Raw genomic sequence first — 23,580 nt, 5'->3', positions numbered from 1 at the left:
GGCGCGGGCGGCCTGTCGGAGAGCTGAACCGAATGTCCTGGTACCGCCGGCTCGCGACCCTGCTTCTGGCTCTGGCCGCCCTCCTCGCTCCGGCCTGGCTGCCGACGCCCGCCCGCGCGCAGGGCGGCGCGTCCCCTGCCCGGCTGGCGCTGGTGATCGGCAATGCCAGCTACAAGGACGCCGCGGTCGCCAGCGCGGTGACAGACGCCCGCGCCGCGGCCGATATCCTGCGCCACGGCGATTTCGACGTCACCGACGTCGAGAATGCCGACGGTGCCGCGTTGGAAAAGGCACTGAGCGCGTTCAGGGACAAGCTGACGCGCGGTGCCCATGTCGTCGTCTTCTATGCCGGCCATGCGGTCCAGTTCCGCGGCCGCAATTTCCTCGTCCCGGTCGATGCCGCGATCAGATCGCCGGGCGACCTCGGCCGCGCCGCAATCGACTTCGACCGCCTGCTCGATGCGTTGATCGTCAGCCGGCCGGCGAGCGCGGTGATCGTGCTCGACGCCACTCGCGACAATCCCTGGCAGGCGGCGCTCGGTGGCAACCTCAAGGGCCTAGCGCCGATCGAGCCGATCGAGAATATCGCGGTGATGGCGCCTGCCGCGCCCGGACGGACCATCGCCGAGACGGCCGGGCGCTCCAACCCTGCGGTCGAGGAATGGTTGAAGGCGATCCGGACGCCCGGGCTCGACATGGCCGCCGCCCTCACCCGCAGCCGCGATGCCGTGGCCAGGCGAAAGCAGCAGATCTGGATCTCGTCGCTACCCGCAGCCGGACTCGTGGTCATGCCGACCACAAGGCCGGCTGTCGCCGCACAGGCGACACGCGGCGTCATCACCGCGCCGCCGCCGCCGGGGCCGCAATCCGACCAGCTCGGGCCCTATGAGCTCTCCTTCTGGGAGACCATTCGCAACAGCGAGAATCCGGCCGAATACCGCGCCTATCTCGACGCCTATCCCAATGGCCGCTTCGCCAGCCTGGCCCGGACGCGGGAGGAGTTTTTCAGGAACCGCGGCCAGGGACGCCCGGCCCCAACCTCGCCACCGCAGACGGCCAGCGTCGCGCCCGGGCGAGCGAGCCCTGCACCGGGCCCCGCCAGAATCATCCGCGATTGCGACGATTGCCCCGAGCTCGCGCTGGTCCCCGCGGGCGGCTTCGAAATGGGCTCGAACGAGATGTTCGAATTCGAGAAGCCGGTGCGCACGGTCACGATCGGCAATCCCTTCTATATCGGCACGCGCGAGGTCACCTTCGCCGAATGGGACGCCTGCGTCGCCCAGGGCGGCTGCAGCCATCGCCCTGGCGACCGCAACCTTGGCCGCGGCAACCGGCCGGTCACCGACATCCACTGGAACGATGCCGGCGCCTATGTCGTCTGGCTTTCGCTGAAGACCGGGCGGAAATATCGCCTGCCGACCGAGGCCGAATGGGAATACGCCGCCCGCGCCGGCACCACCACCAGCTATCCCTGGGGGAACGCGATCGACAAGGAGAAGGCCAATTGCATCGGCTGTAATGCGCAGCCGCGGCGCCAGGCGATCGAGGTCGGCCAGTTCCCGCCCAACGCCTTCGGCCTCTACGACATGGCCGGAAACGCCGCGGAATGGGTCGCCGATTGCTGGAGCGAGAGCTACCGGGCCTCGCCGCGCGATGGCAGCGCCTATTCGCCGCCCGGCTGCCGCGAGCGCGTGTTGCGTGGCGGCTCCTTCAACAACGACCCGCGCTATCTGCGCTCGGCCGCGCGCTTCAAATACGAAAGCGATGTGCGCTTCTACACCAACGGGTTCCGCGTCGTCCGCGAGCCCTGACGCGCCCTAGGCCGTGGCCGGAAACGAAGAAGGCCGCTGCGGGAGCAGCGGCCTTCCCAGTTTCTCAGCCGGAGCTTCCGCTCACCACATGTCGAGCGCGACGCGCGCCTCGTCCGACATCCTGGACTGGTCCCAGGGCGGATCGAAAGTCATGTTGACCGTAACCGCGGCGACGCCCGGCACGGCGCCGACCGCGTTTTCGACCCAGCCCGGCATCTCGCCGGCGACCGGGCAGCCGGGCGCGGTCAGCGTCATGTCGATCGTGACCTCGCGATTATCGGAGATATCGACCCGGTAGATCAGGCCGAGCTCGTAGATGTCGGACGGGATCTCGGGATCGTAGACCGTCTTCAGCGCCGCGACGATGTCGTCGGTCAGCCGGTCGATCTCCTCCGGCGGCAGGCCGGTGCTGGCGCCCATCGTGGGCGCGTTCGGCTTGATTTGCTCGGCAGTGTCGCTCATGGCGCTTCCAGTTCAGGCAATCGGCGGTTCAGGAGAAGAGGTCTTCCGCCTTGCGCAGGGCCTCGACCAGCTTATCGACTTCCTCCAGCGTGTTGTAGAGGCCGAACGACGCACGGCAGGTCGACGTCACCCCATATCGGGCGAGCAGCGGCATCGCGCAATGGGTACCGGCCCGGACCGCGACGCCGGCCCGGTCGATCACGGTCGCGACATCATGCGCATGCGCGCCCTTCATCTCGAAGGCGATGATCGCGCCCTTCTCCTTCGCCTTGCCGAATATGCGGATCGAGTTCATCTCGCCGAGCCGCTGCATGGCGTAGTCGTGCAGGCGTGCCTCGTGCGCCGCAATGTTCTCGCGGCCGAGCACCATCATGTACTCGAGCGCGGCACCGAGGCCGACAGCCTCGATGATCGCCGGCGTGCCGGCCTCGAAGCGGTGCGGCGGATCGTTATAGGTGATCGCGTCCTCGCTGACGGTCAGGATCATCTCGCCGCCGCCCTCGTACGGAGGCAGCTTGGCCAGCCATTCGCGCTTGCCCCAGAGCACGCCGGAGCCGGTCGGCCCATAGTTCTTGTGGCCGGTGAAGGTGTAGAAGTCGCAGCCCAGGGCCTGCACGTCGACCGGCAGATGGACCGCCCCCTGGCTGCCGTCGACGACCAGCGGAATCCGGTAGCTCTGGCAGATCTTCGCGACCTCGGCGATCGGGACGATTGTGCCGATCGCGTTCGACATATGCGTCAGCGCCACCACCTTGGTGCGCGGCGAGATCAGCTTCTCGAATTCCTCGACGAGGAAATTGCCGTCCTCGTCGACCGGCGCCCATTTGATCACGGCGCCATGGCGCTCGCGCCAGTAGTGCCAGGGCACGATGTTGGAGTGGTGCTCCAGGATCGAGAGGATGATCTCGTCGCCTTCCTGGATCTTGAGATACTGCCCGAGCGAGGAAGCGACTGCGTTCAGCGCCCCGGTCGAGGAGCGGGTGAAAATGATCTCCTCGAGATGGGCGGCATTGAGGAAGCGCCGCGCGCTCTCGCGCGCCGCCTCATAGGCCTCGGTCGAGGCATTGGCGAGATAATGCAGGCCGCGATGGACGTTGGCATAGTCCTCGCGCATCAGCTTCGTCATCGCCTCGATAACCGCCTCGGGCTTCTGCGCCGAGGCGGCATTGTCGAGATAGACCAGCGGCTTGCCGTAGACTTCGCGCGAGAGGATCGCGAAATCCTTGCGGATGGCCTGGACGTCGTAGGGCTTCGCGATCACGTTCATGGCTCAACCCTTTCCGGGCTCGGGCGTGCGATTGGCGACGAGGATGCCGGCATGCCCCCAATCCTCGCGCTCGATCTCCTGGATCACGATATGGGTGTTCTGCGGGTTCTTGCCGAGCACGCGCACCAGAGTCTGGGTGAACTCCTTGACGATCTCGGCCTTCTGCTCGCGGCTCGCGCCCTTGGTGATCTGCAGGTTGACGTAGGGCATCAGACGGCCTCCAGCTTCGGCGCCGCCTCGCGCTGCGAGAGCCAGCGGTCGATCTCGCGCATGACGATCTCGCGCACCGCCTCGTCGCCGACAAACTCGGTGACCTCGCCGGCGAAGGCGGTCAGCACCAGCGCCTCGGCCTGCGGCCGCGGCAGACCGCGCGCCATCAGGTAGAAGAGCTGCTCGCCATCCATCTGCGCGACGGTGGCGCCATGGCCGCAGACGACGTCGTCGGCGAAGATCTCGAGCTCGGGCTTGTTGAACATCGTCGCGCCGTCGTTGAGGAGCAGCGCGTTGCTCTTCATGCTGCCGTCGGTCTTCTGCGAGTGCTGGCGAACGACGACCTTGCCCTGGAAGACGCCGGTAGCCTCGCCCTCGATGATGTTCTTGAACAGCTCGCGGCTTTCGCCATGGGCGGCCGCATGGTCCATCACCAGCGTGACGTCCGAATGCTCCTGCTTGCGCAGCAGGTTGATGCCGCGCAGCGCCGCCCGGCTATGCTCGCCGGCATAGCGCACGAAGCTCTGCTGGCGCAGCACGCCGCAGCACGTCGCGAGCGCGACCGAGGCGAAGCTGGCATGCGCTCCGACCTCCGCGAGCAGCGACTTCACCAGCACCGTCTCCGGCCGCTGGCGCGTGACGATGCGGACATGCTCGACCTCGGCATTGTCGCCGACGGCAAAGGACAGCGCGCTGTTGACCTGGCTCGGGGCCGGGCCGACGCTCTCGCACTGCTCGACGACCGTGGCCTTCGCCCCGGCACCGACCGTGACCAGCACGCGGGAGAACTGCGCAGTCTCCTTCGCGCCGGAATCGATCCCAAGCAGCAGGATCGGCCGCGAAAGCTCCACGCCGGGCGCGATCTCGATGACGATGCCGTCCCGTGCGAAGGCGGCGTTCAGCATCAGCGCGCTGTCATCGCGAGCCACTTCCGGCAGCGCGAGCGCGGCGGCCGTCGCCTCCGGCGCCTCGGTCAGCGCCTCGGCGAGGCTGCGGACGGTGACGCCCTCCGGCAGGGTGTCCAGATCGGAATCGGCCGGGCTGAAGATGCCGTCGATGCTGACCAGGCGCGGCCCGGGAATGGTCTGGATTGCGAGACGGTCAGCCACCGCCTGCGGGCGCTCGGAGCGGCGCGCCAGCGGCATCGCCTCGCGCACGAGCGAACGCAGATCGGTATAGCGCCAGGATTCGAGCCGGCGATGCGGCAAGCCCTTGGCCTCGAAGCCGGCGAAGGCGTCCTCGCGCAGCTTGCGCACGGCGCCAGCGCCCGGCAGTTCCGCCTTCACATTGGCGAACTGCTCGGCGAGCTGCTGCTCGGCCGCGGTCTTGAGCGGGGTGATGATCGCCATTACGCGGCCTCGCCATAGGACGCATAGCCGCTCTTCTCGAGCTCGAGCGCCAGTTCCTTGCCGCCGGTCCGAACGATCCTGCCGTTCGACATCACGTGCACGGTGTCGGGCACGATATGGTCGAGCAGGCGCTGATAGTGGGTGATGACCAGGAAGCCGCGATTCTTGGCACGCAGCGCGTTGACGCCGTCGGCGACGATGCGCAGCGCATCGATGTCGAGGCCGGAATCGGTCTCGTCCAGGATGCACATGGACGGCGCGAGCAGCGCCATCTGCAGGATCTCCATCCGCTTCTTCTCGCCGCCGGAGAAGCCGACATTGAGCGGCCGGCGGAGCATGTCGCGAGCGATGCCAAGGCCATCGGCCGCGGCGTTAACCTGCTTAATGAAGTCGGGAGTCAAGAGCTCGGCCTCGCCGCGCGCCTTGCGCTGCGCATTCATCGCCGCCTTGAGGAAGGTCATGGTGGCGACGCCGGGGATCTCCAGCGGATACTGGAAGGCGAGGAAGATGCCGGCAGCGGCGCGGGCATCGGCCTCCATCTCCAGCAGGTTCTCGCCATTGAGCAGGATCTCGCCGTCGAGGACCTCATAGTCCTCCTTGCCGGCGATGACGTAGCTCAGCGTCGACTTGCCGGAGCCGTTCGGCCCCATGATGGCGGCGACCTCACCGGCGTTCACGGTGAGGTTGAGGCGGTTGAGGATCTGCTTGTCCTCGTCGGCGATCTTGACGACCAGATTGCGAATTTCGAGCATTGGTTTGGTTCTTTCTTGAGCCCTCATCCTGAGGAACGCGCGCAGCGCGCGTCTCGAAGGATGCGTTTCAGAAGCAAGCCCAGCATTCCGCGAGACGACGCCTCAGGCGGCCTCGCGGGATGAAGGCTGGTGAAAAATCAGCCGACGGAGCCTTCGAGCGAGATCGTGATCAGCTTCTGCGCCTCGACGGCGAACTCCATCGGGAGCTGCTGCAGCACCTGCTTGACGAAGCCGTTGACGATCAGCGCCACCGCCTCCTCCTCGGAGAGGCCGCGCTGCTGGCAGTAGAACATCTGGTCCTCGCCGATCTTCGACGTGGTCGCCTCGTGCTCGAAGATCGCCGTCGCGGTCTTGGCCTCGATATAGGGGATAGTATGCGCGCCGCACTGGTCGCCGATCAGCAGCGAGTCGCAGTTCGTGAAGTTGCGCGCGTTCGTCGCCTTGCGATGTGCCGAGACCATGCCGCGATAGGTCGAGTCCGACTTGCCGGCCGCGATGCCCTTGGCGATGATCTTCGAGGTCGTGTTCTTGCCGAGATGCAGCATCTTGGTGCCGCTATCGACCTGCTGGGCGCCATTCGACACCGCGATCGAGTAGAACTCGCCGCGCGAGCCGTCGCCGCGCAGGATGCAGGAGGGGTACTTCCAGGTGATCGCCGAGCCGGTCTCGACCTGCGTCCACGAGATCTTCGAGCGCTTGCCGCGGCAATCGCCGCGCTTGGTCACGAAGTTGTAGATGCCGCCCTTGCCCTCGGCGTCGCCGGGGAACCAGTTCTGCACGGTCGAGTACTTGATCTCGGCATCGTCGAGCGCGATCAGCTCGACCACCGCCGCATGCAGCTGGTTCTCGTCGCGCTTGGGCGCCGTGCAGCCTTCGAGATAGCTGACATAGGAGCCCTCGTCGGCGATGATCAGCGTGCGCTCGAACTGGCCGGTGTTCTGCTCGTTGATGCGGAAATAGGTCGACAGCTCCATCGGGCAGCGCACGCCCTTGGGGATGTAGACGAAGGAGCCGTCGGTGAAGACGGCGCAGTTCAGCGTCGCGAAATAGTTGTCGGTCACCGGCACCACGGTGGCGAGGTACTTCTTGACCAGCTCGGGATGCTCCTGGATCGCCTCGGAGATCGAGCAGAAGATCACGCCGGCCTCCGCCAGCTCCTTCTTGAAGGTGGTGACCACCGAAACGGAGTCGAACACGGCATCGACCGCGACGCGGTTCTCCGGCGCGACGCCGGCGAGGATCTCCTGCTCGCTGAGCGGGATGCCGAGCTTCTTGTAGGTCTCCAGGATGGCCGGATCGACCTCGTCGAGCGACTTCGGCGAGGCGCCTGTCTTCGGCGCGGCGTAGTAGTAGATGTCCTGGTAGTCGATCGGCGGGTACTGGACGCGCGACCAGTTCGGCTCGGTCATGGTCTTCCAGCGCCGAAAGGCGTCGAGCCGCCATTCCAGCATCCATTCCGGCTCGTTCTTGCGCGCCGAGATATACCGAACCGTGTCCTCGGTCAGTCCCTTGGCCGGCTTGTCGACCTCGATCTCGGTAACGAAGCCGTACTTGTACTCGGTCACGTCGATCGACTTGACCTGGTCGATGGTCTCCTGGACCGCTGCCATATCTACTCTCCTGTCGCGGGTTCAAGGCCCGCCGGTTTGGTCTTCGTCTTGTTGGTCGTAATCGTCTTGCCGCAGGGCTCAGGCCGCCGCCTGTTCCTGCCGGTTCGGTATCGCGGCCACCGCCTTCGCATAGGCCGCGAGGAAACGCTCGATATCTGCCCCGGAGGTGGTCCATCCGAGCGAGGCGCGCAAGGCCCCCGCGCTCATGGCAGGGTCTACTCCCATGGCTGCGAGCACATGCGAGCGCTTGACCTTGCCCGAGGAACAAGCCGAACCCGAAGACAGCGCGACGCCGGCGAGATCGAGCATGATCAGCGCCGTCTCGGCCTTGATGCCGGGCGTCGCGAAGGCGCTCGTGCCCGGAAGCCGGGCAACCCCGCCACCGAAGACCAGCGTCTCCGGCGCCAGCTTCGCCAGGCCGGCCTCGAGCGCATCGCGCAGCCCGGCCAGCCTGATCGCCTCGTCCGCCAGTGCGGCCCTTGCCTCGGCAGCGGCGACGCCGAAGCCGACGATGCCCGGCACGTTCTCGGTTCCGGCGCGCCAGCCACGCTCCTGCCCGCCACCACGGAGGGGCTTGTCGGCAAGCTCGAGCGCCCCGGTCCGGAAGACGATGGCACCGACGCCCTGCGGGCCGCCGAGCTTGTGCGCGGACAGCGTCAGGGCATCGACGCCCAGAGCATTGATGTCGATCGCGATCTTGCCGGCAGCCTGGACCGCGTCGCTATGCACCAGCGCGCCATGGCGCCTGGCGATCACGGCCGCTTCGGCGGCCGGCTGGATCACGCCGGTCTCGTTATTGGCGAGCTGCAGCGAGACCAGCGCGCGTTCGCCCGGCCGCTCCGCGGCATGGCGGGTGAGCCGCGCCTCGAGCCAGGCGAGATCCGCCAACCCGTTCCCGTCGACAGGAATTTCTTCGGCAGCCCCCGCCGCAAAACGGTGACCGTCGCGCACGCAAGGATGCTCGACCGCGCCATGGAGCAGCAGCGTGACCGGTGCACGCACGCAATCGCGCCCGCCGCTGCAATCGCTCAGGCCCGGTGCCAGAACCGTCGCATTCGCCTCGGTGCCGCCGCTGGTGAAGACGACGTTCGCGGCCTTCGCACCGCACAGCGCCGCGATCTGCTCGCGCGCCGCCTCGATCGCCGCCCGGGCCGCCCGGCCTTCGCCATGCACGGAGGACGGATTGCCGGTCATCTGCAACGCCCGCAACATCGCCTCCGCCACCGCCGGGCGGACCGGCGTGGTGGCGTTATGGTCGAGATAGCTGCGGTTCGTCGCGTTAAACAGCGTCATTGCTCCATGTCCAGACGGGCCTGCCGCGGCTGCGGCACGAAATGCTTGAAATTGCACCCCTGCGCCGTGCTATAGCCGCCCGTCCGAGCCGCACTGACTGGAGCGGCAAGCGTTCATTCGCCTGCATGTTCCCGTCTTGTTCACGGCTGTTAGAACCATTCTAAGCGCTTGATTTAGGGCGCGAGCGGCGGGGCCGTCAAGGGCAAGCGCATGCATCGGTGGCATTCCTGCCGCTTTTGCGCGCTTGTTCCGCAGCTCCGCCCAGCAAAAGGCGAGATACGATGCCCGAGGTGATTTTCAACGGACCGGCCGGCAGGATCGAAGGCCGTTACCAGCCCGCCAAGAAGCGCGGCGCTCCGCTCGCGATCATCCTGCATCCGCACCCGCAGTTCGGCGGGACGATGAACAACCAGATCGTCTACAACCTGTTCTACACCTTCGTGAACCGGGGCTTCTCGGCGCTGCGCTTCAACTTCCGCGGCGTCGGCCGCAGCCAGGGCCATTTCGACCATGGCGCGGGGGAGCTTTCCGATGCCGCGGCGGCGCTCGACTGGATGCAGGCGCTGAACCCGGAGGCCAAGAGCTGCTGGATCACCGGCGTCTCCTTCGGCGCCTGGATCGGCATGCAGCTCCTGATGCGCCGCCCGGAGATCGAGGGCTTCCTCTCGATCGCTGCGATGGCGAACCGCTACGACTTCTCCTTCCTCGCCCCCTGCCCGTCCTCCGGCCTGTTCGTGCACGGCTCGGAAGACCGCGTCGCCCCGGTCAAGGAGGTGATGGCGGTGATCGAGAAGGTGAAGACCCAGAAGGGCATCCAGATCGAGCATGCCGTGGTCGAGGGCGCCAACCACTTCTTCGACGGGCGCGTCGACCAGCTGATGGAGCAGGTCGGCGTCTATCTCGACCGCAAGGTCGGCCCGGAAATCCTGAAGACCGAGCAGGAACAGGCCTGATCCTGTCGCCGAACGGCTCCGAACCGTCATGCTCGCCCTTGCGGCGAGCATCCATGTCTTGAACACGGCGCTCGATCAGTGAAGTGAAGACGTGGATGGTCGGGACTAGCCCGACCATGACGGAAAAACCGTCAAACCATCGAGACCGCCATGACCAGCTTCAAATCCGATTTCCTGCGCACCCTCGACGAGCGGGGCTTCATCCACCAGATCTCCGACCCGGAAGGGCTGGATCAGGCTGCGCTGAAGGGGCCGATCTCGGCCTATATCGGCTATGACGCGACGGCGACCTCGCTGCATGTCGGCCATCTCATGCAGATCATGATGCTGCACTGGATGCAGGAGACCGGCCACAAGCCAATCGCGCTGATGGGCGGCGGCACCACCATGGTCGGCGATCCCTCCTTCAAGGACGAGGCGCGCAAGCTGCTGACCCAGGAGACGATCGAGCAGAACCTTGCGGGCATCCGCTCGGTGTTCTCGAACTATCTCGACTTCTCCGGCCCGGCGACGATGATGAACAACGCCGACTGGCTGCTCGGGCTGAACTACCTCGAATTCCTGCGCGATGTCGGCCGGCACTTCTCGGTCAACCGCATGCTGTCCTTCGACAGCGTCAAGACGAGGCTCGACCGCGAGCAGTCGCTGTCCTTCCTCGAATTCAACTACATGATCCTGCAGGCCTACGACTTCGTCGAGCTCAACAAGCGCACCGGCTGCATCCTGCAGATGGGCGGCTCCGACCAGTGGGGCAACATCGTCAACGGCATCGATCTCGGCCATCGCATGTCGGATGTGCAGCTCTACGCCCTGACCTCGCCGCTTTTGACCACGGCCTCGGGCAACAAGATGGGCAAGACCGCCTCCGGCGCCGTCTGGCTCGACGCCAAGCTGCTGCCGGTCTTCGAATTCTGGCAGTACTGGCGCAACACCGAAGACGCCGATGTCGGCCGCTTCCTGAAGCTCTTCACCAAGCTGCCCATGGCCGAGATCGCGCGCCTTGCGGCGCTCGGCGGCGCCGAGATCAACGAGGCCAAGAAGGTACTGGCGACCGAGGTCACCGCCCTGCTGCACGGCAGGCAGGCGGCGGAGGCCGCGGCCGAGACCGCGCGCAAGACCTTCGAGGAGGGCGAGACCGCGCAGGACCTGCCGAGCGTCGAGCTGCCGAAGGCGCAGTTCGAGGCCGGGCTCGGCGTGCTCAGCGCCTTCGTCAGCGCGGGCCTCGTGCCCTCGACCGGCGAGGCCCGCCGCCAGATCAAGGCCGGCGGCCTGCGCGTCAACGACCAACTCGTCACCGACGAACGCGCCAGCCTCGGACTTTCCGACCTGGCGGACGGCGCCGCCAAGCTCTCCTTCGGCAAGAAGAAGCACATCCTGCTGCGGGCCGTCTGACGGCGCTCGAGAAAATCCCGGGCAGCACAACTGCCCGGGCGCAATCAAGATCTCAGGCACTCACGCCAAGCATTTGCCGACAGTAACGATTTCGGCCTGACACGGCCAACCGGACCGCATTGCGACGGAGCCGGCGTCATCGAAACAGGCGCCGCCCGGCCTCGCGATCGCACGGCGCCCGCGCCTCAGCGTTCGGCCGTATTGGGAACGTTGCCCTGCGGCCGCTGCTCGAGCGGGCCGCCGCCGAGCGGATCGATGAAGCGGCGCAGGATGCCGGGCGCGATCGCCGAGAGCGGATTGACCGTCATGGTAGGTGCGGTGGCCGAGCCCGAGACGCGGAAATTCACCGCGAACAGCCCGCCATACTGGCCGCCGCCGAGGATCATGCCGACCACCGGCACCTGCGCGAAGGCGTTGTTCAGCGCGTAGCCCGGCACGAAGGTGCCGCCGATATCGACGCGGTCGCGGCCGTAGTCGACATTGCCCTGCAGCGTGAAGCCGACCTGCTGGCCCCAGATCACCGCTTCGCTGATGTCGATGCGGCTGGCGCTGCGGGTGAACTCGGCCCGCATCTTGGTGAAGGCGACCTCGCTGACGTCGATGCGCTGCGGGATCGGCGCGCCATTGCGATCGAGCGCGCTCGGAGCCGTCGCGCTCTGCGCGCCGACGACGCGGCGCAGCGCCGGCTCGTCGCGAACGGTGAAGTTCCGCAGCAGCACCTCGCCATCCTGACGGACATCGCCAGCCCCGAGCCGCAGCACGAGATCCCCGCCATGGGCGCGGCGGTAGAGGTCGAAAAAGCGCAAGGTCGCGCCGCCATTTTCCGACTGAAGCACCAGCGGCCCGGCGCCCTCGCCCTGGCGCGCCTGCTTGATCGAGAGATCCGCCCGCCCGATCCTGCCGGCATAGTTGATCGAACGGATCGCGCCGCCGCGCCGCGAGAGCTTGAGTTGCGAGTTGCCGAGCGCCTCGTTGTTGAAGCCCGTCAGGATCGGCACGTCGAGATCGAGCTCATAGTCGGGGCCGGCTGCTGCCGCTGCGCCGCGAGCGCCACGTGCAGGCGCCGCCGGCGCGCTCATGAGGTCGCGAATGAAGGGGCGGACGTCGAGCACGGCGCCGCGCACGGAGAGCTTGGTCACAGCCCCGTCGCGGCTGATCTCGACCTTGTTCAGATTGTCGCCGGGCGAGAGCCGGAGCTGCGACAGGCTGGCGCTCTCGAAGGCGTTCTGCTTGTTCAGCGAAACCCGGCCCTTGACCAGGATCGGGGCGCTGTCGATGGTCAGATCCTCGAAGTCGGGCCCGTCCGCATCCGACACATAGGTGAACACCGCCCGGCCCGCCCGGCCGGCCGGCTTGCTCAGTCCGGGAATGGATGTATCGATCGAAGCGCGCGCCAGATCGATCTCGACACGCGGCGGCGCCTCCGGCGTCTTTCCCAGAGCCTTGATCACCTTGACCTGCAGCGGGCCGTTGATGCCGGCCTCGGGACCGATGCCGCGGCGCTGCCGGGCGGCATTGTCGAGCGTCAGCGAAACCGTCGCCTCGCCCTGCCCCTTGGCGTTCTGGCGCAGCTCGATCGGCCCGCGATCGCCGCCGATGCGGCCTTCGCCTTTGATCAGCAGCTGGCCACGGTCGTAGTTGAGCGTCAGATTGGCGCCGTCCAGCTTCTCGTTGCCGAGCAGCGTGTCGGAGGCGACGCCGGTCAGCGTGCCGTTGCTCTGGATCACCACATCGGCGAAGCTCAGATCATTCACCAGCGGCAGCGAGATCTGGTTCTTCAGCTCGCTCGTCCCGCGCAGCGATGCCGGATCGATCTGCAGCGGCGAGAATTCCTTGAGTGCCGGGAATGCGAACAGCGATAGCAATGCGTCCATCGACCCGGTGGAGCGGAAGCCGATCCGCGCCAATGACCGGTCGGCCCAGCTATCCGCCATCGTGAAGCTGCCCTCGTCGAGCATCAGCTTGCGGCCATTGCCAAGATCGGCGGCTGCCTGGGCGATGCCGAGTTGAACCGTGCGACCTGTGATCGTGCCGGCAACACGCGCATCGACCAGTGGGGGCAGCCCGGGGCTGGGCAGGAAACGCACCTCCGAGCCCTTCAGCACCACGGTGATGGCGTCATCGTCCATACCCTGGCCGCCATGCAGGCGGGCATTGGCCTCAGGCGAGACCGACAGATCGACGGTGATCTCCTCGACGCGCCCGCCGAGAATCTGACGGCTCAGGGTCGCATGCAGATCGGGCGAGGTCACAGCCGGCCAGACAGCGAGGGCCGCGCGCATGTCGGAATTGACCGCCCTGATCTTGAACTCGTGCGAGTTGCGCTCGCCGACGCGCCGAGCCGCACCGGAGCCTTCGGCATCGATCAGCGGCCCCTTGACGACGAGCTGCTCGATTCGGACTTCGCCGGCGGTCGGTTCGACCTCGAAGGCGGCACGAAGCTTGTCGACCACGACCGGCGCGTCCTGATCGACGCCGGCGACCTGTCCCGCCCCTTCAAAAGCGACCTTCCAGACCCCGCCCTCCTCGCGCGACTGCCCGCGCCCGCTCAGCTTCGTTGCTCCCGCCTGCAATTCCGCCGCAGCGATCCGGACCGTCTTGAGTCCGTCATCGCTGTCGAAGTCGAGCCGGGCGCCCTGAATCTCCAGCGGCTCGAGCGCGGCGCTGCGAAGGTTGACGACACCGGGCGCGACATTGAGCCCGGCGGCGATCCTGCGGGCCCCATCCGGCGTCTGGGTCAGCGAGATCTTGCCGCTGAGCGCAAGCCCGTCGAGCGCAACCGTCGCATTGCCGAAGGCGAGCGCCACCGCCTCAGACGGCTCGAAGCGCCGGATATCGATGCTGGCGCGGCGGGTGCCGTCGGGACTGCTCGACAGGTCGAGGGAGACATCCTTCCACCGCGAGCCCGTGCGCCCTCGCGCCACCAGCCTGGTCAATCCGCCGCCGAGCCGCTCCAGCCTGACCTCGACATCCTCCAGCCCAGCCTTCTGGCGTCCCGAGGGATCGATCAGCGTCACTCGCGCCCCGCCCATGCCTGCCTGTTCGAGCGAGCCGAGCAGACCATCACCCTCTGCGAGGGCGCCGATCGCGTTCATCACGCCGGTGAAGGCGTTCCAGTCGGCTGGATCGCCGACGACCGGGGCATTCGGCAATGGCACGGCCTGCGCCTGCGCGCCCTGCTCCAGCAGCAGCGCACCATCCTGGGTGACGCCGAGGCGGATATTGACGCCGCGCAGATCGAGCGACACGAGCTTGATTTCGCCGCGCAGCAGCGCGAGCGGCTCATAGCCGAGCACGGCCTCCGGCGCCCGGAAGGAGGCGCCTCCCGAATGGCGGAACGAAACCTGCTGGACCCGCAACCGCGAGCGGCCGTCGACCCGGTCGAGTCCGGCCTGCTCTACCTCGACTTTCCAGTTCGGGCCGAGCCTTTCCTCGATGGCGTTGGAAATCCTGCCTTCCAGGCCTGAGAGCGGAATGAAGCCGCTCACGAGAAGAGCGCCAGCCGCCAGGCACAGCGTCACCACCGCGACGACAACAGCCACGCCGATCGTGACCACGCCCTTCCAGGCGCGCTTTGCGACCCCTGCGGGGTCACAGGCCTCCGCTTGCGTCGCAGCAGGCGCCGCGGCGATGGGCGCCGAAGTATTCCTGTTGTCCTCGGTCAAGAAGGATTCGCTTCATGTCTTGCGGTTGAAAGGCCCGGCATCCGGTCAAACGCCCTTCCGGCACAATGCGCGCGACCGCCCGGCGGGTACAGCCCGCGACAAAGTAACCGATTCTCCGGCCGCATGTTCCTGCTCTCTGGCCTCAGCCGGCTCAGCGTCCTATGGCTCGCCAGCCCATGCGGCGCGATATCGACCAAAGGAAGGCAGACATGGCCCTGAACGAAGGCAGCTTCGCCCCGGACTTCACCTTGCCGAAGGACGGCGGCGGCACTGTGACGCTCTCCGAGCTGAGAGGCGGAAAGGTCGTGCTCTATGCCTACCCGAAGGATGACACCCAGAGCTGCACGCTGGAGGCGACCGCCTTCAACGGCCTGCGCAAGGCCTTCGCCGCAGCCGGAACGCGAATCATCGGCGTCTCGCCCGATTCGGTCGCCCGGCATGACCGTTTCAAGCAGAAATACGACCTGGAAATCGACCTTCTCGCGGACGAAGACCGCCAGATGATCGACGGCTATGGCCTCTGGGTCGAAAAGAGCATGTATGGCCGCACCTATATGGGCGTGGAGCGCACCACCTTCCTGATCGATTCTGACGGCAAGATTGCCCGGATCTGGCGCAAGGTGAAGGTGAAAGGCCACGCGGAGGAAGTGCTTCTGGCCGCCGAAACCCTGTAGAGCACGAAAATCGCGGCCTTCGGGGGGCGTTTTGCGATTGATTAACCCTAACAGGGTCTAATCAGATCATCGCAGCGTCACAGTCGGTATTGCGTATGACACTCCCCGATTCCGCGGCTCACCCCCGCGCGCCGGCACTCGCAGTGACCGGCATCCTCTCCCGCCGCAGCTTCGCCATCCGCCGCTCGACGGCGTTGCTCGGCCTCTCCCTGCTCGGCCTGACCACCGCCTGGAGCGGCGCGACGACATGGTACATCCTGCGCAAGGATGATCTCGCCGCCCGGCTGATCAACCGCGAGACCTCCAGGCAATATGCCTATGAGGACCGCATCGCCGCCCTGCGTGCCGATATCGACCGGCTGGCGAGCCGGGCCCTGCTCGACCAGGACGGCGTCGAGGCCCGTGTCGGCGAGATCGCCATGCGCCAGGCCGAGCTCGAATCCAAGCAGGCGTTGGTCAACGCGGTCACGGAGACCTTGAAGGCGAGCGGCATCGGCGTCACCCAGGCCGGCAAGACGGCTTCAGGCCCGCGCCTGATCAAGCCGGAGGCGGCGACCCGCGCCTCCAGCGTCAGCAGCTTTGCCCCGATCGGGCCGACCAGGCCGACCCCTGCACCCGACATGCCGGTGCTCCGCGGCGCCGAGGACCGCAATGCCGGTCCCTGGCAGTCCGGGGAGGTCCCGGAGCCGGTGTCGCCGGCGCAGCGCGTCGCCGAGGCACTGGAGCAGCTTGACGAGGCTATCGGCCAGACCGGCTCGTCGCAGCTTGGCACGCTCCGCAACATCGACCGCAGCCTCGGCGAAACCCAGAAGACGCTGCGTGCGGCCCTGGCGGAAACCGGCCTCGACACCGATCGCCTGGCGGCCAGCACGACGATCGCCAAGGCCGTCGGCGGCCCCTTCGTTCCGATCAAGATCGACCCCGCCGCCGGCCCGTTCGAGGCGACGCTGCACAGCCTGCAGCCGCGCATCGCCGCCGTATCGCGGCTGCGCGAGCTTGCGCTGCAATTGCCGCTGCGCCGCCCGCTCCAGGGCGAGATCGACATGAGCTCGAACTACGGCTACCGCGTCGACCCGTTCACCCGCGGCCCGGCCATGCATACCGGCATGGACCTGCGCGCCGAGACCGGAACTCCGGTCCGCGCCACGGCGGCGGGCAAGGTCGTCACCGCCGAGTATTCCGGCGGCTATGGCAACATGGTCGAGATCGAGCATCCCGGCGGCATCAGCACCCGCTACGCCCATATGTCAGCGATCCTGGTCTCGGCCGGCCAGAACGTCAGCGCCGGTGCGCTGGTCGGTCGTGTCGGCTCGACCGGCCGCTCCACCGGCCCGCATCTCCATTACGAAACCCGCATCGACGGCGATACGCTCGACCCGATCCGGTTCCTGCGTGCCGGGGACAAACTCGCCGGACAGCTCTGACGGACCGCAAGCCGCGCAGTCTTTGAAGAAAAATGCAGCCTCCTGAGGGAAAGCCCTTCAGGAGGCTGATCTCATTCCGGGAGCGGCGCCGCGTTTCCTGCCGATCATCTCGCCGATGCCTGACGGGGCGCAGCACGGCGCCGGCGCACAAGAGGAAGCTCCGGTGCTTTGCGAACAGCGCAGGGAAAAACCCTTCAGCTTCGCGTGAATGCGGAGCGCGCTAGCGCAGCGCCTCGGCGATCGCCGCTCCGGCTACCGCATGGCCGTACTCGTTCCAATGCGCATCGGAGCGGAAGTCGAAGCGCTTCTGGTTCCTGGCCCAATCCGCCGCGAAGACGGGATGAAGGTCGAGGAACGGGATGCCGTGCCGACCCGCCATCTCGGCGGCGATGCGGTTCAGGCGCAGCGCCCCGCTGTCGCGCCCAGCATAGATCGCCTGCCGCTCGCCATCCATGACGAGCTGGAGCTTGGCGCCGATCGCCTCGGCGCGGGCCTTCAGCCTGCCGAACAGATAGTCTGTGGCGACGCGGATATCGGCCTCGCGCGCCAGTACGCCGGCAACATCGATGTTGGCGGCGAACCCGCCCTCGCCTGCGGCCTGAGCCGGCCCGAGGATGGCATCGAGCAGCATTTGCGGACGCACCTGCCAGCGATAGAGCAGGAAGCGCGCCGTAGCGGTCTGGCGCAGGCTCTCGAACGCGCCGGGATGCCAGGGCTCCGGCGGAACCTCGCCGGCAACGCGGCCGTTCTCGATCCGCAGCTTCAGGAAGCTCGATGTATAGCGTCCCGGCTTGAAGACGAAGCTCTCGTCGAAATCATTATGGACCAGCATCACGACGATGCGGTCCGGGCGCCTGATCTCGACCTCGCGCTCGACCATCTGGAGGTATTGGCTGAGCGGCGCGCCGGCGACGCCGAAGCGGTAGCCCTCGACCGCTCCTTCCGGCCCCAAAGCGGCAACCGCGCTTTCCACGAATGTCCGGTCGAACGGAACCTGCAGGGCTTCGACGAAGCTATCGCCGACGAAGGCGATACGGGACACCCCTGGCCGACGCGCGACCGGATAGTCGGGTAGCGGAGAATTCCAGCCCTGCGCATTGATCCTGAACGGCGCCGCGATCTCGTCGCGCACCCGCCAGGTTCCGTTCTGCCCGGGCTGGTAACGCACCACGCCATTGCTGAAGGCATTGCGCGGCACGTCGCTGCCGGGCAGCACGAAGCGGAACAGCACCAGTTCGCAGAACAACAGGAAGAACAGGACGCTGCCGGCCGAGACCGCGAGATTGGTCAGGATCTCGCGGCCACGGGAACGCTTCTTCTCGCTCAATCGATGTCCTCGACTTCGACCTCGGTACCGTAGACCCGCTGGGCCAGCGAAGCCTCCATGAACGGGTCGAGATCGCCGTCGAGCACGTCGGACGGGGCCGTCGACGAGACGCCGGTGCGCAGGTCCTTCACCAGCTGGTAGGGCTGCAGCACATAGGAGCGGATCTGGTGGCCCCAGCCGATATCGGTCTTGGAAGCCTGCTCGGCGTTCGCCTTGTCCTCGCGCTTCTTGAGCTCGACCTCGTAGAGCCGGGCGCGCAGCATGTCCCAGGCCTTGGCCCGGTTCTTGTGCTGCGAGCGCTCCTGCTGGCAGGCCACCGCGATCCCGGTCGGGATATGGGTGATGCGCACCGCCGAATCGGTGGTGTTGACGTGCTGGCCGCCCGCTCCCTGCGCCCGATAGGTGTCGATGCGGCAGTCCGATTCCTTGACGTCGATGACGATCCGGTCGTCGACCACCGGATAGACCCACACCGACGCGAACGAGGTCTGGCGCCTAGCATTCGAATCGAACGGCGAGATCCGCACCAGCCGGTGAACACCGGATTCGGTCTTCAGCCAGCCATAGGCGTTATGACCCTTGAACTGCAGCGTCGCCGATTTGATACCGGCCTGGTCGCCGTCCTGATAGTCCAGCGTCTCGACCTTGAACTTCCGCCGCTCGCCCCAGCGCCGATACATGCGCAGCAGCATCTCGGCCCAGTCCTGGCTTTCGGTACCGCCCGCGCCGGGATGGATTTCGACATAGGTGTCGAGCATGTCGGCCTCGCCCGAAAGCAGGGTCTCGACCTGGCGGCGCGCCGCCTCGACCTCGACGGCCTTGATCGCCGCCTCGCCCTCGGAGACGGTGGCCTCGTCCTCTTCCATCTCGCCGAGCTCGATCAGCGTCAATGCGTCGTCGAGCTCGCGCTCGAGCTTGATGATGCCGTTGATCTGATCCTCAAGCGATGTCCGCTCGCGCATCAGCTTCTGCGCGGTCTCGGCATCGTTCCAGAAATCGGGGCCTTCGGAGAGGGCGTTCAGCTCTGCGAGACGTCTTTGCGCGACATCCCAGTCAAAGATGCCTCCTCAGCAGTCCAATCGACTGCTTGGCGTTATCAAGTTGCGTCTGGATCTCTGGGCGCATGGTCTGTGGTCGGCTTCCGTTAGTCTGCGAGCTTTGGCGCTGGCATAGGGGTGAAGGGCGGCGCTGTAAATGGCGGGCCGCGATTGGCAGGCTCTCTCGCCTGCCTCACTTGCCGAACTGGCAGGCGAGGCACTCGCGCCCGAAACTGTATTCCGCTTTCCAGTAATGCGGATCGTCAAGATCGCGATAGGTCACGCCCGACGCAAGCACATGGCGTCGGGCGAAGGGGCGCGACAGGATCACCAGGAGGTCGCAGCCGGGCTGCCAGTCGCCGATCTCCGCGACATGGTTGCCACGGGCGAGCTCCGATTTCAGGATCGCCTGCAATGGCGGCGCCGTTGTCGGCGCCGTCAACCTGCCCAGCTTCTCCCGCAAGCCGTCAGTACAGCCCACCGGTGCCCGAGCCGACCGAGCGTCCGCCGGCCGGCGCGACGCTCATCGCGCCGGTGCCGTCGCCGGCCGCGCCGATCACCGAGTAGCTGTCCGGCGGCGCCGTGCCCGGCTTGAAGGCCTCAAGGATGCCGCCCTCGCCACCGGCGCGCATGCCGGTGCGCGGATCGACGCGGATCAGCTTGATGCCGGCCGGGACACGGAACGGCGTCGCCGGCTTGTCCTTCAGCGCCTGCATCATGAAATCGCGGAAGATCGGCGCGGCGTACTGACCTGCGGTCGCCGAGTTGCCCAGCGACTTCGGCTTGTCGAAGCCCATATAGACGCCGACGGCGAGGTCCGGCGAGAAGCCGACGAACCAGACGTCCTTGGCGTCGTTGGTCGTGCCGGTCTTGCCGGCGAGCGGCTTGCCGACAGCCTTGACCACCGTCGCGGTGCCGGCGTTGACGACGCCTTCGAGCATCGAGACCATCTGGTAGGCGGTCAGCGGGTCGAGCACCTGGTCGCGATTGTCGACGAGGCGCGGCTCGCGCTGATTGGCCCACTTATCGGCATTGCAGCCCTCGCAGATACGCTGGTCGTGCCGGTAGATCGTCGAGCCGAACCGGTCCTGGATGCGGTCGATCAGCGTCGGCCGGATGCGCTTTCCGCCATTGGCGAGCATCGAATAGGCCGCGGTCATCCGCATCACCGTGGTCTCGCCGGCGCCGAGCGACATCGAGAGCACCGGCAGCATGTCGTCATAGATGCCGAAGCGCCGCGCATATTCGGCGATCAGCGGCATGCCGACATCCTTGGCGAGTCGGACGGTCATCAGGTTCTTCGAGAACTGGATGCCGTAGCGCAGCGTGCGCGGCCCGGTGAACTTGCCGTCATAGTTGCTCGGCGCCCAGACGCCGAGCCCGCCGCCCTGGTCGACCTCGATCGGCGCGTCGAGCACGATGCTGGACGGGGTGTAACCATTGTCGAGCGCGGTCGCATAGACGAAGGGCTTAAAGGACGAGCCGGGCTGCCGCAGCGCCTGCGTCGCGCGGTTGAACTCGGACTGGTCGTGCGAGAAGCCGCCGACCATGGCCAGCACGCGGCCGGAGAACGGATCCATCACGGTGATGGCGCCGTTCACCTCCGGCATCTGGCGCAGACGCACCTGCCCCGGCTTGCCGTCGATCGGCTCGACATAGACGACGTCGCCGACCGAGACAGCCTGCGACACGCGCGTGCGCCGCGTCCAGCGAATGCCTTCGCCGCCGAGCGTCGCGGTCTCGCGCTCCGGCCGGAGATGGCCCGAAGCTTCGCGGATCGGCTGCAGGCCGACGCGGGCACTGTCGCCGGCGACATCGAGCACGACGGAAAGCCGCCAGGGCTTGACGTCGCCGAGCACCGGGAGTTCGCCGATCGCGACACCCCATTCGCGGCCCGCGAGATCGAGCTTCTGCATGGCGCCGCGCCAGCCGCGCGCCTCGTCGAAGCGCACGAGACCGTCGACAAGCGCCTTGCGCGCCATCAGCTGCATCTTGGGGTCGACCGTGGCGCGGACCGAGAGACCGCCCTCGAGCAGCTTCTTCTCGCCGTAACGGTCCTGCAGCTCGCGGCGGATTTCCTCGGCGAAGAAGCCGGCGGCGATGTTGTTCGGCGACACGGTGCGCGGATTGACGCCGAGCGGCTGGTTCTTGGCGGCGTCCGCCTCGGCCCGCTTGAGCACGCCGTTCTCGGCCATGCGGTCGAGCACGTAGTTGCGGCGCTCGATCGCGCGCTCACGATTACGGAACGGGTGCAGGTCGGTCGGCGCCTTCGGCAGCGCCGCGAGATAGGCAGCCTCCTGAGCGTTCAGCTCATGCACCGACTTGCCGAAATAGTTCAGCGCCGCGGCGGCGACGCCATAGCTGCCCTGCCCCGGCGCCGGCGCACCGAGATAGATCTCGTTGAGATAGAGTTCGAGGATCTTGTCCTTCGAATAGGTCGACTCGATGCGCAGCGCGATCAGCGCCTCACGGATTTTGCGCTCGATGCTCTGCTCGGAGCCGACGAGGAAGTTCTTCGCCACCTGCTGGGTGATGGTCGAAGCGCCCTGCGGCCGGCGGCCGGAGCCACGATTGCGGAAATTCGAGATCGCGGCGCGCGCCAGACCTTCCGGGTCGACGCCGAAATGCTTGTAGAAGTTCTTGTCCTCGGCCGAGAGGAAAGCGTCGATGATCAGCTTCGGCACCGCCTGGATCGGCAGATAGAGCCGGCGTTCACGGGCGAATTCGGCGATCAGGCTGCCGTCACCCGCATGGACGCGGCTCATCACCGGCGGCTCGTAATTCCGCAGCTGGGCCGAATCGGGAAGGTCCTTGGAATAGTGCCAGACGAGGCCTGCCGCTCCCGCGACACCGATCACGAAGAGGATCGTGCCGGCGGCGAACGCCCACCCGAAAAGGCGCAGAATGAACCGCATCGAGAAACTTGACCTCGTCTAGCGGCAGCGGCGTCGCTCGAATCGACGGCATGCCCTGCCCGGGTGATCGATCTTTAACTTCACTCTATAACATGGCGGAAATGGCGGAACCGTGGCTGTAAGACCACAAAGCCTCATCTTCGGCCCCGCTACGTCACCGCCGGCTCTCTGCTGCCTTGCCCGGGGGCTGGGTACGCTCGAAATACTGGTCGACCGCGCCCTGCACCGCAGTCACGGCCTGCGCCCGCCAGCTTTCGGAGTTCAGGAGCTCTGCGTCCTTCGGGCTCGACATGTAGCCGAGCTCGATCAGCACCGACGGCACGTCCGGCGCGGTCAGCACCCTGAAACCTGCCGAGCGCAGCGGCACCTTGTGCATCTTGACGGAGCCGCCGAGCTTTTCGACGAGATTGCGCGCGAACATCGCCGAGAAGCCGCGCGTCTCGCGCTTGGCGAGGTCCATCAGGATGCCGGCGACGTCCTGCACGTCCTCGCTGGCGTCGAGGCCGGCGACCGCATCGGCCTGGTTCTCCTTGGCGGCAAGCCGCGCGGCTTCCGCGTCGCTCGCCCGCTCCGAACCGGTATAGATCGTGGCGCCCCGGACATCCTGCGCCTGCGTCAGCGAATCGGCGTGGATCGAGATGAACAGATGCGCCTCGACGCTGCGGGCGATACGCACGCGGTCGCCCAGCGGCACGAAGCTGTCATCGTGCCGGGTCATGATCACGCGGTAGCGCCCCTGCGCCTCGAGCTGTTCCTTGAGCTTCAGGCCGAAGGCCAGCACGACCGACTTTTCCGCGATCGAGGCAACGACAGCACCGGGATCGATGCCGCCATGACCGGGATCGATCACCACGATCCGGCGCTGATCGCCCTCGGACTTGGACTCGACCGGGACGTGAGGCAGCTGGGCCTTGGCCGCGGCGGCGCGCGCCAGCGCAACGAACTCCTCGCGGCTGGTCCGCTTCAGCTCGATGACGAGCTCTCCGAAACCGCCGCGCAGAGGCTTCACCGAGACATCCGCGACTGCGGCCGGCTGTGCGAGGTCGAGGATCAGCCGGGCCCGGTCCGGCGTGAAGAGGCCGTAGCGGAAGCCCGAGACGAAGCCGGCGGACCTACGCGCATTCGAAGCCGGAATCTGGAAATTGACCGATGGCAGGTCGACGATGACGCGGTCCGGCCCGGCCATCACGAAGGCGCTTGCCGTGACGGGCTGCGACAGGGTGAGCACCAGCCGCACCGTCTCGCCCTGAGCTTCGATTCGCGCCTCGCTCGCGACCGGGAACTCGCTGGTCGCCCGCCCCTGAGGATTGGCCGCCGCGCCCCCTGCCATGACCAGCGCGGCAAGCAGCAGCGCCGGACGCAAAAAACGCCCCGCCACGTCGCAGAGACGGCCGGCGACCGCGTTAGCGGAAAGATGAAGGCCCGCGGACAGGGGCAGC

General features: G+C 66.9%; 18 protein-coding genes. 5 read left to right on the top strand and 13 right to left on the bottom strand.

The window, feature by feature from the left end:
* Window positions 1–32 precede the first annotated feature (32 nt).
* Window positions 33–1,811, top strand: coding sequence for an SUMF1/EgtB/PvdO family nonheme iron enzyme (locus tag AC1REK_RS10220; RefSeq protein WP_492268129.1), 1,779 nt, complete (start codon window positions 33–35; stop codon window positions 1,809–1,811).
* A gap of 81 nt (window positions 1,812–1,892) precedes the next feature.
* Here the strand turns inward: AC1REK_RS10220 and AC1REK_RS10215 are convergent, their stop codons facing one another.
* The 7 genes from AC1REK_RS10215 to AC1REK_RS10185 all read right to left on the bottom strand — a co-directional run bounded on the left by AC1REK_RS10215 (window position 1,893) and on the right by AC1REK_RS10185 (window position 8,754).
* Window positions 1,893–2,231 carry an SUF system Fe-S cluster assembly protein gene (locus tag AC1REK_RS10215; protein ID WP_316020763.1) on the bottom strand — a complete coding sequence of 113 codons (339 nt, stop codon included), beginning with the start codon at window positions 2,229–2,231 and terminating at the stop codon, window positions 1,893–1,895.
* A gap of 70 nt (window positions 2,232–2,301) precedes the next feature.
* Complete coding sequence (locus AC1REK_RS10210) at window positions 2,302–3,540, bottom strand: cysteine desulfurase (RefSeq protein WP_492268130.1); 1,239 nt, start codon at window positions 3,538–3,540, stop codon at window positions 2,302–2,304.
* Between the two features lie 3 nt (window positions 3,541–3,543).
* On the bottom strand, window positions 3,544–3,750 hold the full coding sequence (locus AC1REK_RS10205; RefSeq protein WP_316020755.1) for a tautomerase family protein: 207 nt from the start codon (window positions 3,748–3,750) through the stop codon (window positions 3,544–3,546).
* Complete coding sequence (gene sufD / locus AC1REK_RS10200) at window positions 3,750–5,099, bottom strand: Fe-S cluster assembly protein SufD (RefSeq protein WP_492268131.1); 1,350 nt, start codon at window positions 5,097–5,099, stop codon at window positions 3,750–3,752. Before sufD ends, AC1REK_RS10205 begins: the two co-directional genes overlap by 1 nt.
* Window positions 5,099–5,851 carry a Fe-S cluster assembly ATPase SufC gene (gene sufC, locus AC1REK_RS10195; protein WP_492268132.1) on the bottom strand — a complete coding sequence of 251 codons (753 nt, stop codon included), beginning with the start codon at window positions 5,849–5,851 and terminating at the stop codon, window positions 5,099–5,101. The genes sufD and sufC overlap by 1 nt, the downstream gene beginning before the upstream one ends.
* A gap of 137 nt (window positions 5,852–5,988) precedes the next feature.
* Entirely contained in the window at window positions 5,989–7,461 is a 1,473-nt protein-coding gene (sufB, locus tag AC1REK_RS10190; RefSeq protein ID WP_492268133.1) for a Fe-S cluster assembly protein SufB, read from the bottom strand.
* Window positions 7,462–7,539: 78 nt separating this feature from the next.
* Window positions 7,540–8,754 (bottom strand): cysteine desulfurase family protein, encoded by a 1,215-nt coding sequence (locus AC1REK_RS10185; RefSeq protein ID WP_492268134.1) that lies wholly within the window; start codon window positions 8,752–8,754, stop codon window positions 7,540–7,542.
* Window positions 8,755–9,035: 281 nt separating this feature from the next.
* Between AC1REK_RS10185 and AC1REK_RS10180 the strand changes: the two genes are divergently transcribed.
* Together AC1REK_RS10180 and tyrS are read left to right on the top strand one after the other, a co-directional pair.
* Window positions 9,036–9,707, top strand: coding sequence for an alpha/beta hydrolase (locus AC1REK_RS10180; protein WP_066469417.1), 672 nt, complete (start codon window positions 9,036–9,038; stop codon window positions 9,705–9,707).
* A 150-nt stretch (window positions 9,708–9,857) separates the two neighbouring features.
* Window positions 9,858–11,099, top strand: a complete 1,242-nt coding sequence (gene tyrS / locus AC1REK_RS10175; protein ID WP_492268135.1) for a tyrosine--tRNA ligase — start codon at window positions 9,858–9,860, stop codon at window positions 11,097–11,099.
* A 185-nt stretch (window positions 11,100–11,284) separates the two neighbouring features.
* Here tyrS and AC1REK_RS10170 read toward each other — a convergent pair whose 3' ends face one another.
* Complete coding sequence (locus AC1REK_RS10170) at window positions 11,285–14,764, bottom strand: hypothetical protein (RefSeq protein WP_492268136.1); 3,480 nt, start codon at window positions 14,762–14,764, stop codon at window positions 11,285–11,287.
* Between the two features lie 209 nt (window positions 14,765–14,973).
* Here AC1REK_RS10170 and AC1REK_RS10165 point away from each other — a divergent pair, with 209 nt between their 5' ends.
* Both AC1REK_RS10165 and AC1REK_RS10160 read left to right on the top strand, forming a co-directional pair.
* On the top strand, window positions 14,974–15,438 hold the full coding sequence (locus AC1REK_RS10165; protein WP_316020748.1) for a peroxiredoxin: 465 nt from the start codon (window positions 14,974–14,976) through the stop codon (window positions 15,436–15,438).
* A 95-nt stretch (window positions 15,439–15,533) separates the two neighbouring features.
* Complete coding sequence (locus AC1REK_RS10160; protein ID WP_492268137.1) at window positions 15,534–16,862, top strand: M23 family metallopeptidase; 1,329 nt, start codon at window positions 15,534–15,536, stop codon at window positions 16,860–16,862.
* Between the two features lie 220 nt (window positions 16,863–17,082).
* On the opposite strand, the gene AC1REK_RS10155 is transcribed toward AC1REK_RS10160, so the two are convergent.
* The 5 genes from AC1REK_RS10155 to AC1REK_RS10135 all read right to left on the bottom strand — a co-directional run bounded on the left by AC1REK_RS10155 (window position 17,083) and on the right by AC1REK_RS10135 (window position 23,519).
* Window positions 17,083–18,189: an SGNH/GDSL hydrolase family protein gene (locus AC1REK_RS10155; protein WP_492268138.1), complete on the bottom strand. Its 1,107-nt coding sequence runs from the start codon at window positions 18,187–18,189 to the stop codon at window positions 17,083–17,085.
* Window positions 18,186–19,314, bottom strand: a protein-coding gene (prfB, locus tag AC1REK_RS10150; RefSeq protein ID WP_316020745.1) for a peptide chain release factor 2 whose coding sequence is annotated in 2 segments (ribosomal slippage) — window positions 18,186–19,244 and window positions 19,246–19,314 — 1,128 coding nt in all. Because the reading frame shifts where the segments join, the coding sequence is not laid out codon by codon here. Before prfB ends, AC1REK_RS10155 begins: the two co-directional genes overlap by 4 nt.
* A gap of 105 nt (window positions 19,315–19,419) precedes the next feature.
* Window positions 19,420–19,668 carry a hypothetical protein gene (locus AC1REK_RS10145; RefSeq protein ID WP_492268139.1) on the bottom strand — a complete coding sequence of 83 codons (249 nt, stop codon included), beginning with the start codon at window positions 19,666–19,668 and terminating at the stop codon, window positions 19,420–19,422.
* 25 nt (window positions 19,669–19,693) lie between these two features.
* Window positions 19,694–22,141: a penicillin-binding protein 1A gene (locus AC1REK_RS10140; RefSeq protein WP_492268140.1), complete on the bottom strand. Its 2,448-nt coding sequence runs from the start codon at window positions 22,139–22,141 to the stop codon at window positions 19,694–19,696.
* 154 nt (window positions 22,142–22,295) lie between these two features.
* Window positions 22,296–23,519 carry an N-acetylmuramoyl-L-alanine amidase gene (locus AC1REK_RS10135; protein WP_492268141.1) on the bottom strand — a complete coding sequence of 408 codons (1,224 nt, stop codon included), beginning with the start codon at window positions 23,517–23,519 and terminating at the stop codon, window positions 22,296–22,298.
* Window positions 23,520–23,580: the final 61 nt, after the last annotated feature.

The sequence above is a fragment of the Allobosea sp. GW823-FHT02B03 genome (assembly GCF_058797755.1).
The sequence above is the reverse complement of the archived record's forward strand: the minus strand, read 5'-3'. Positions and strand labels throughout refer to the sequence as shown.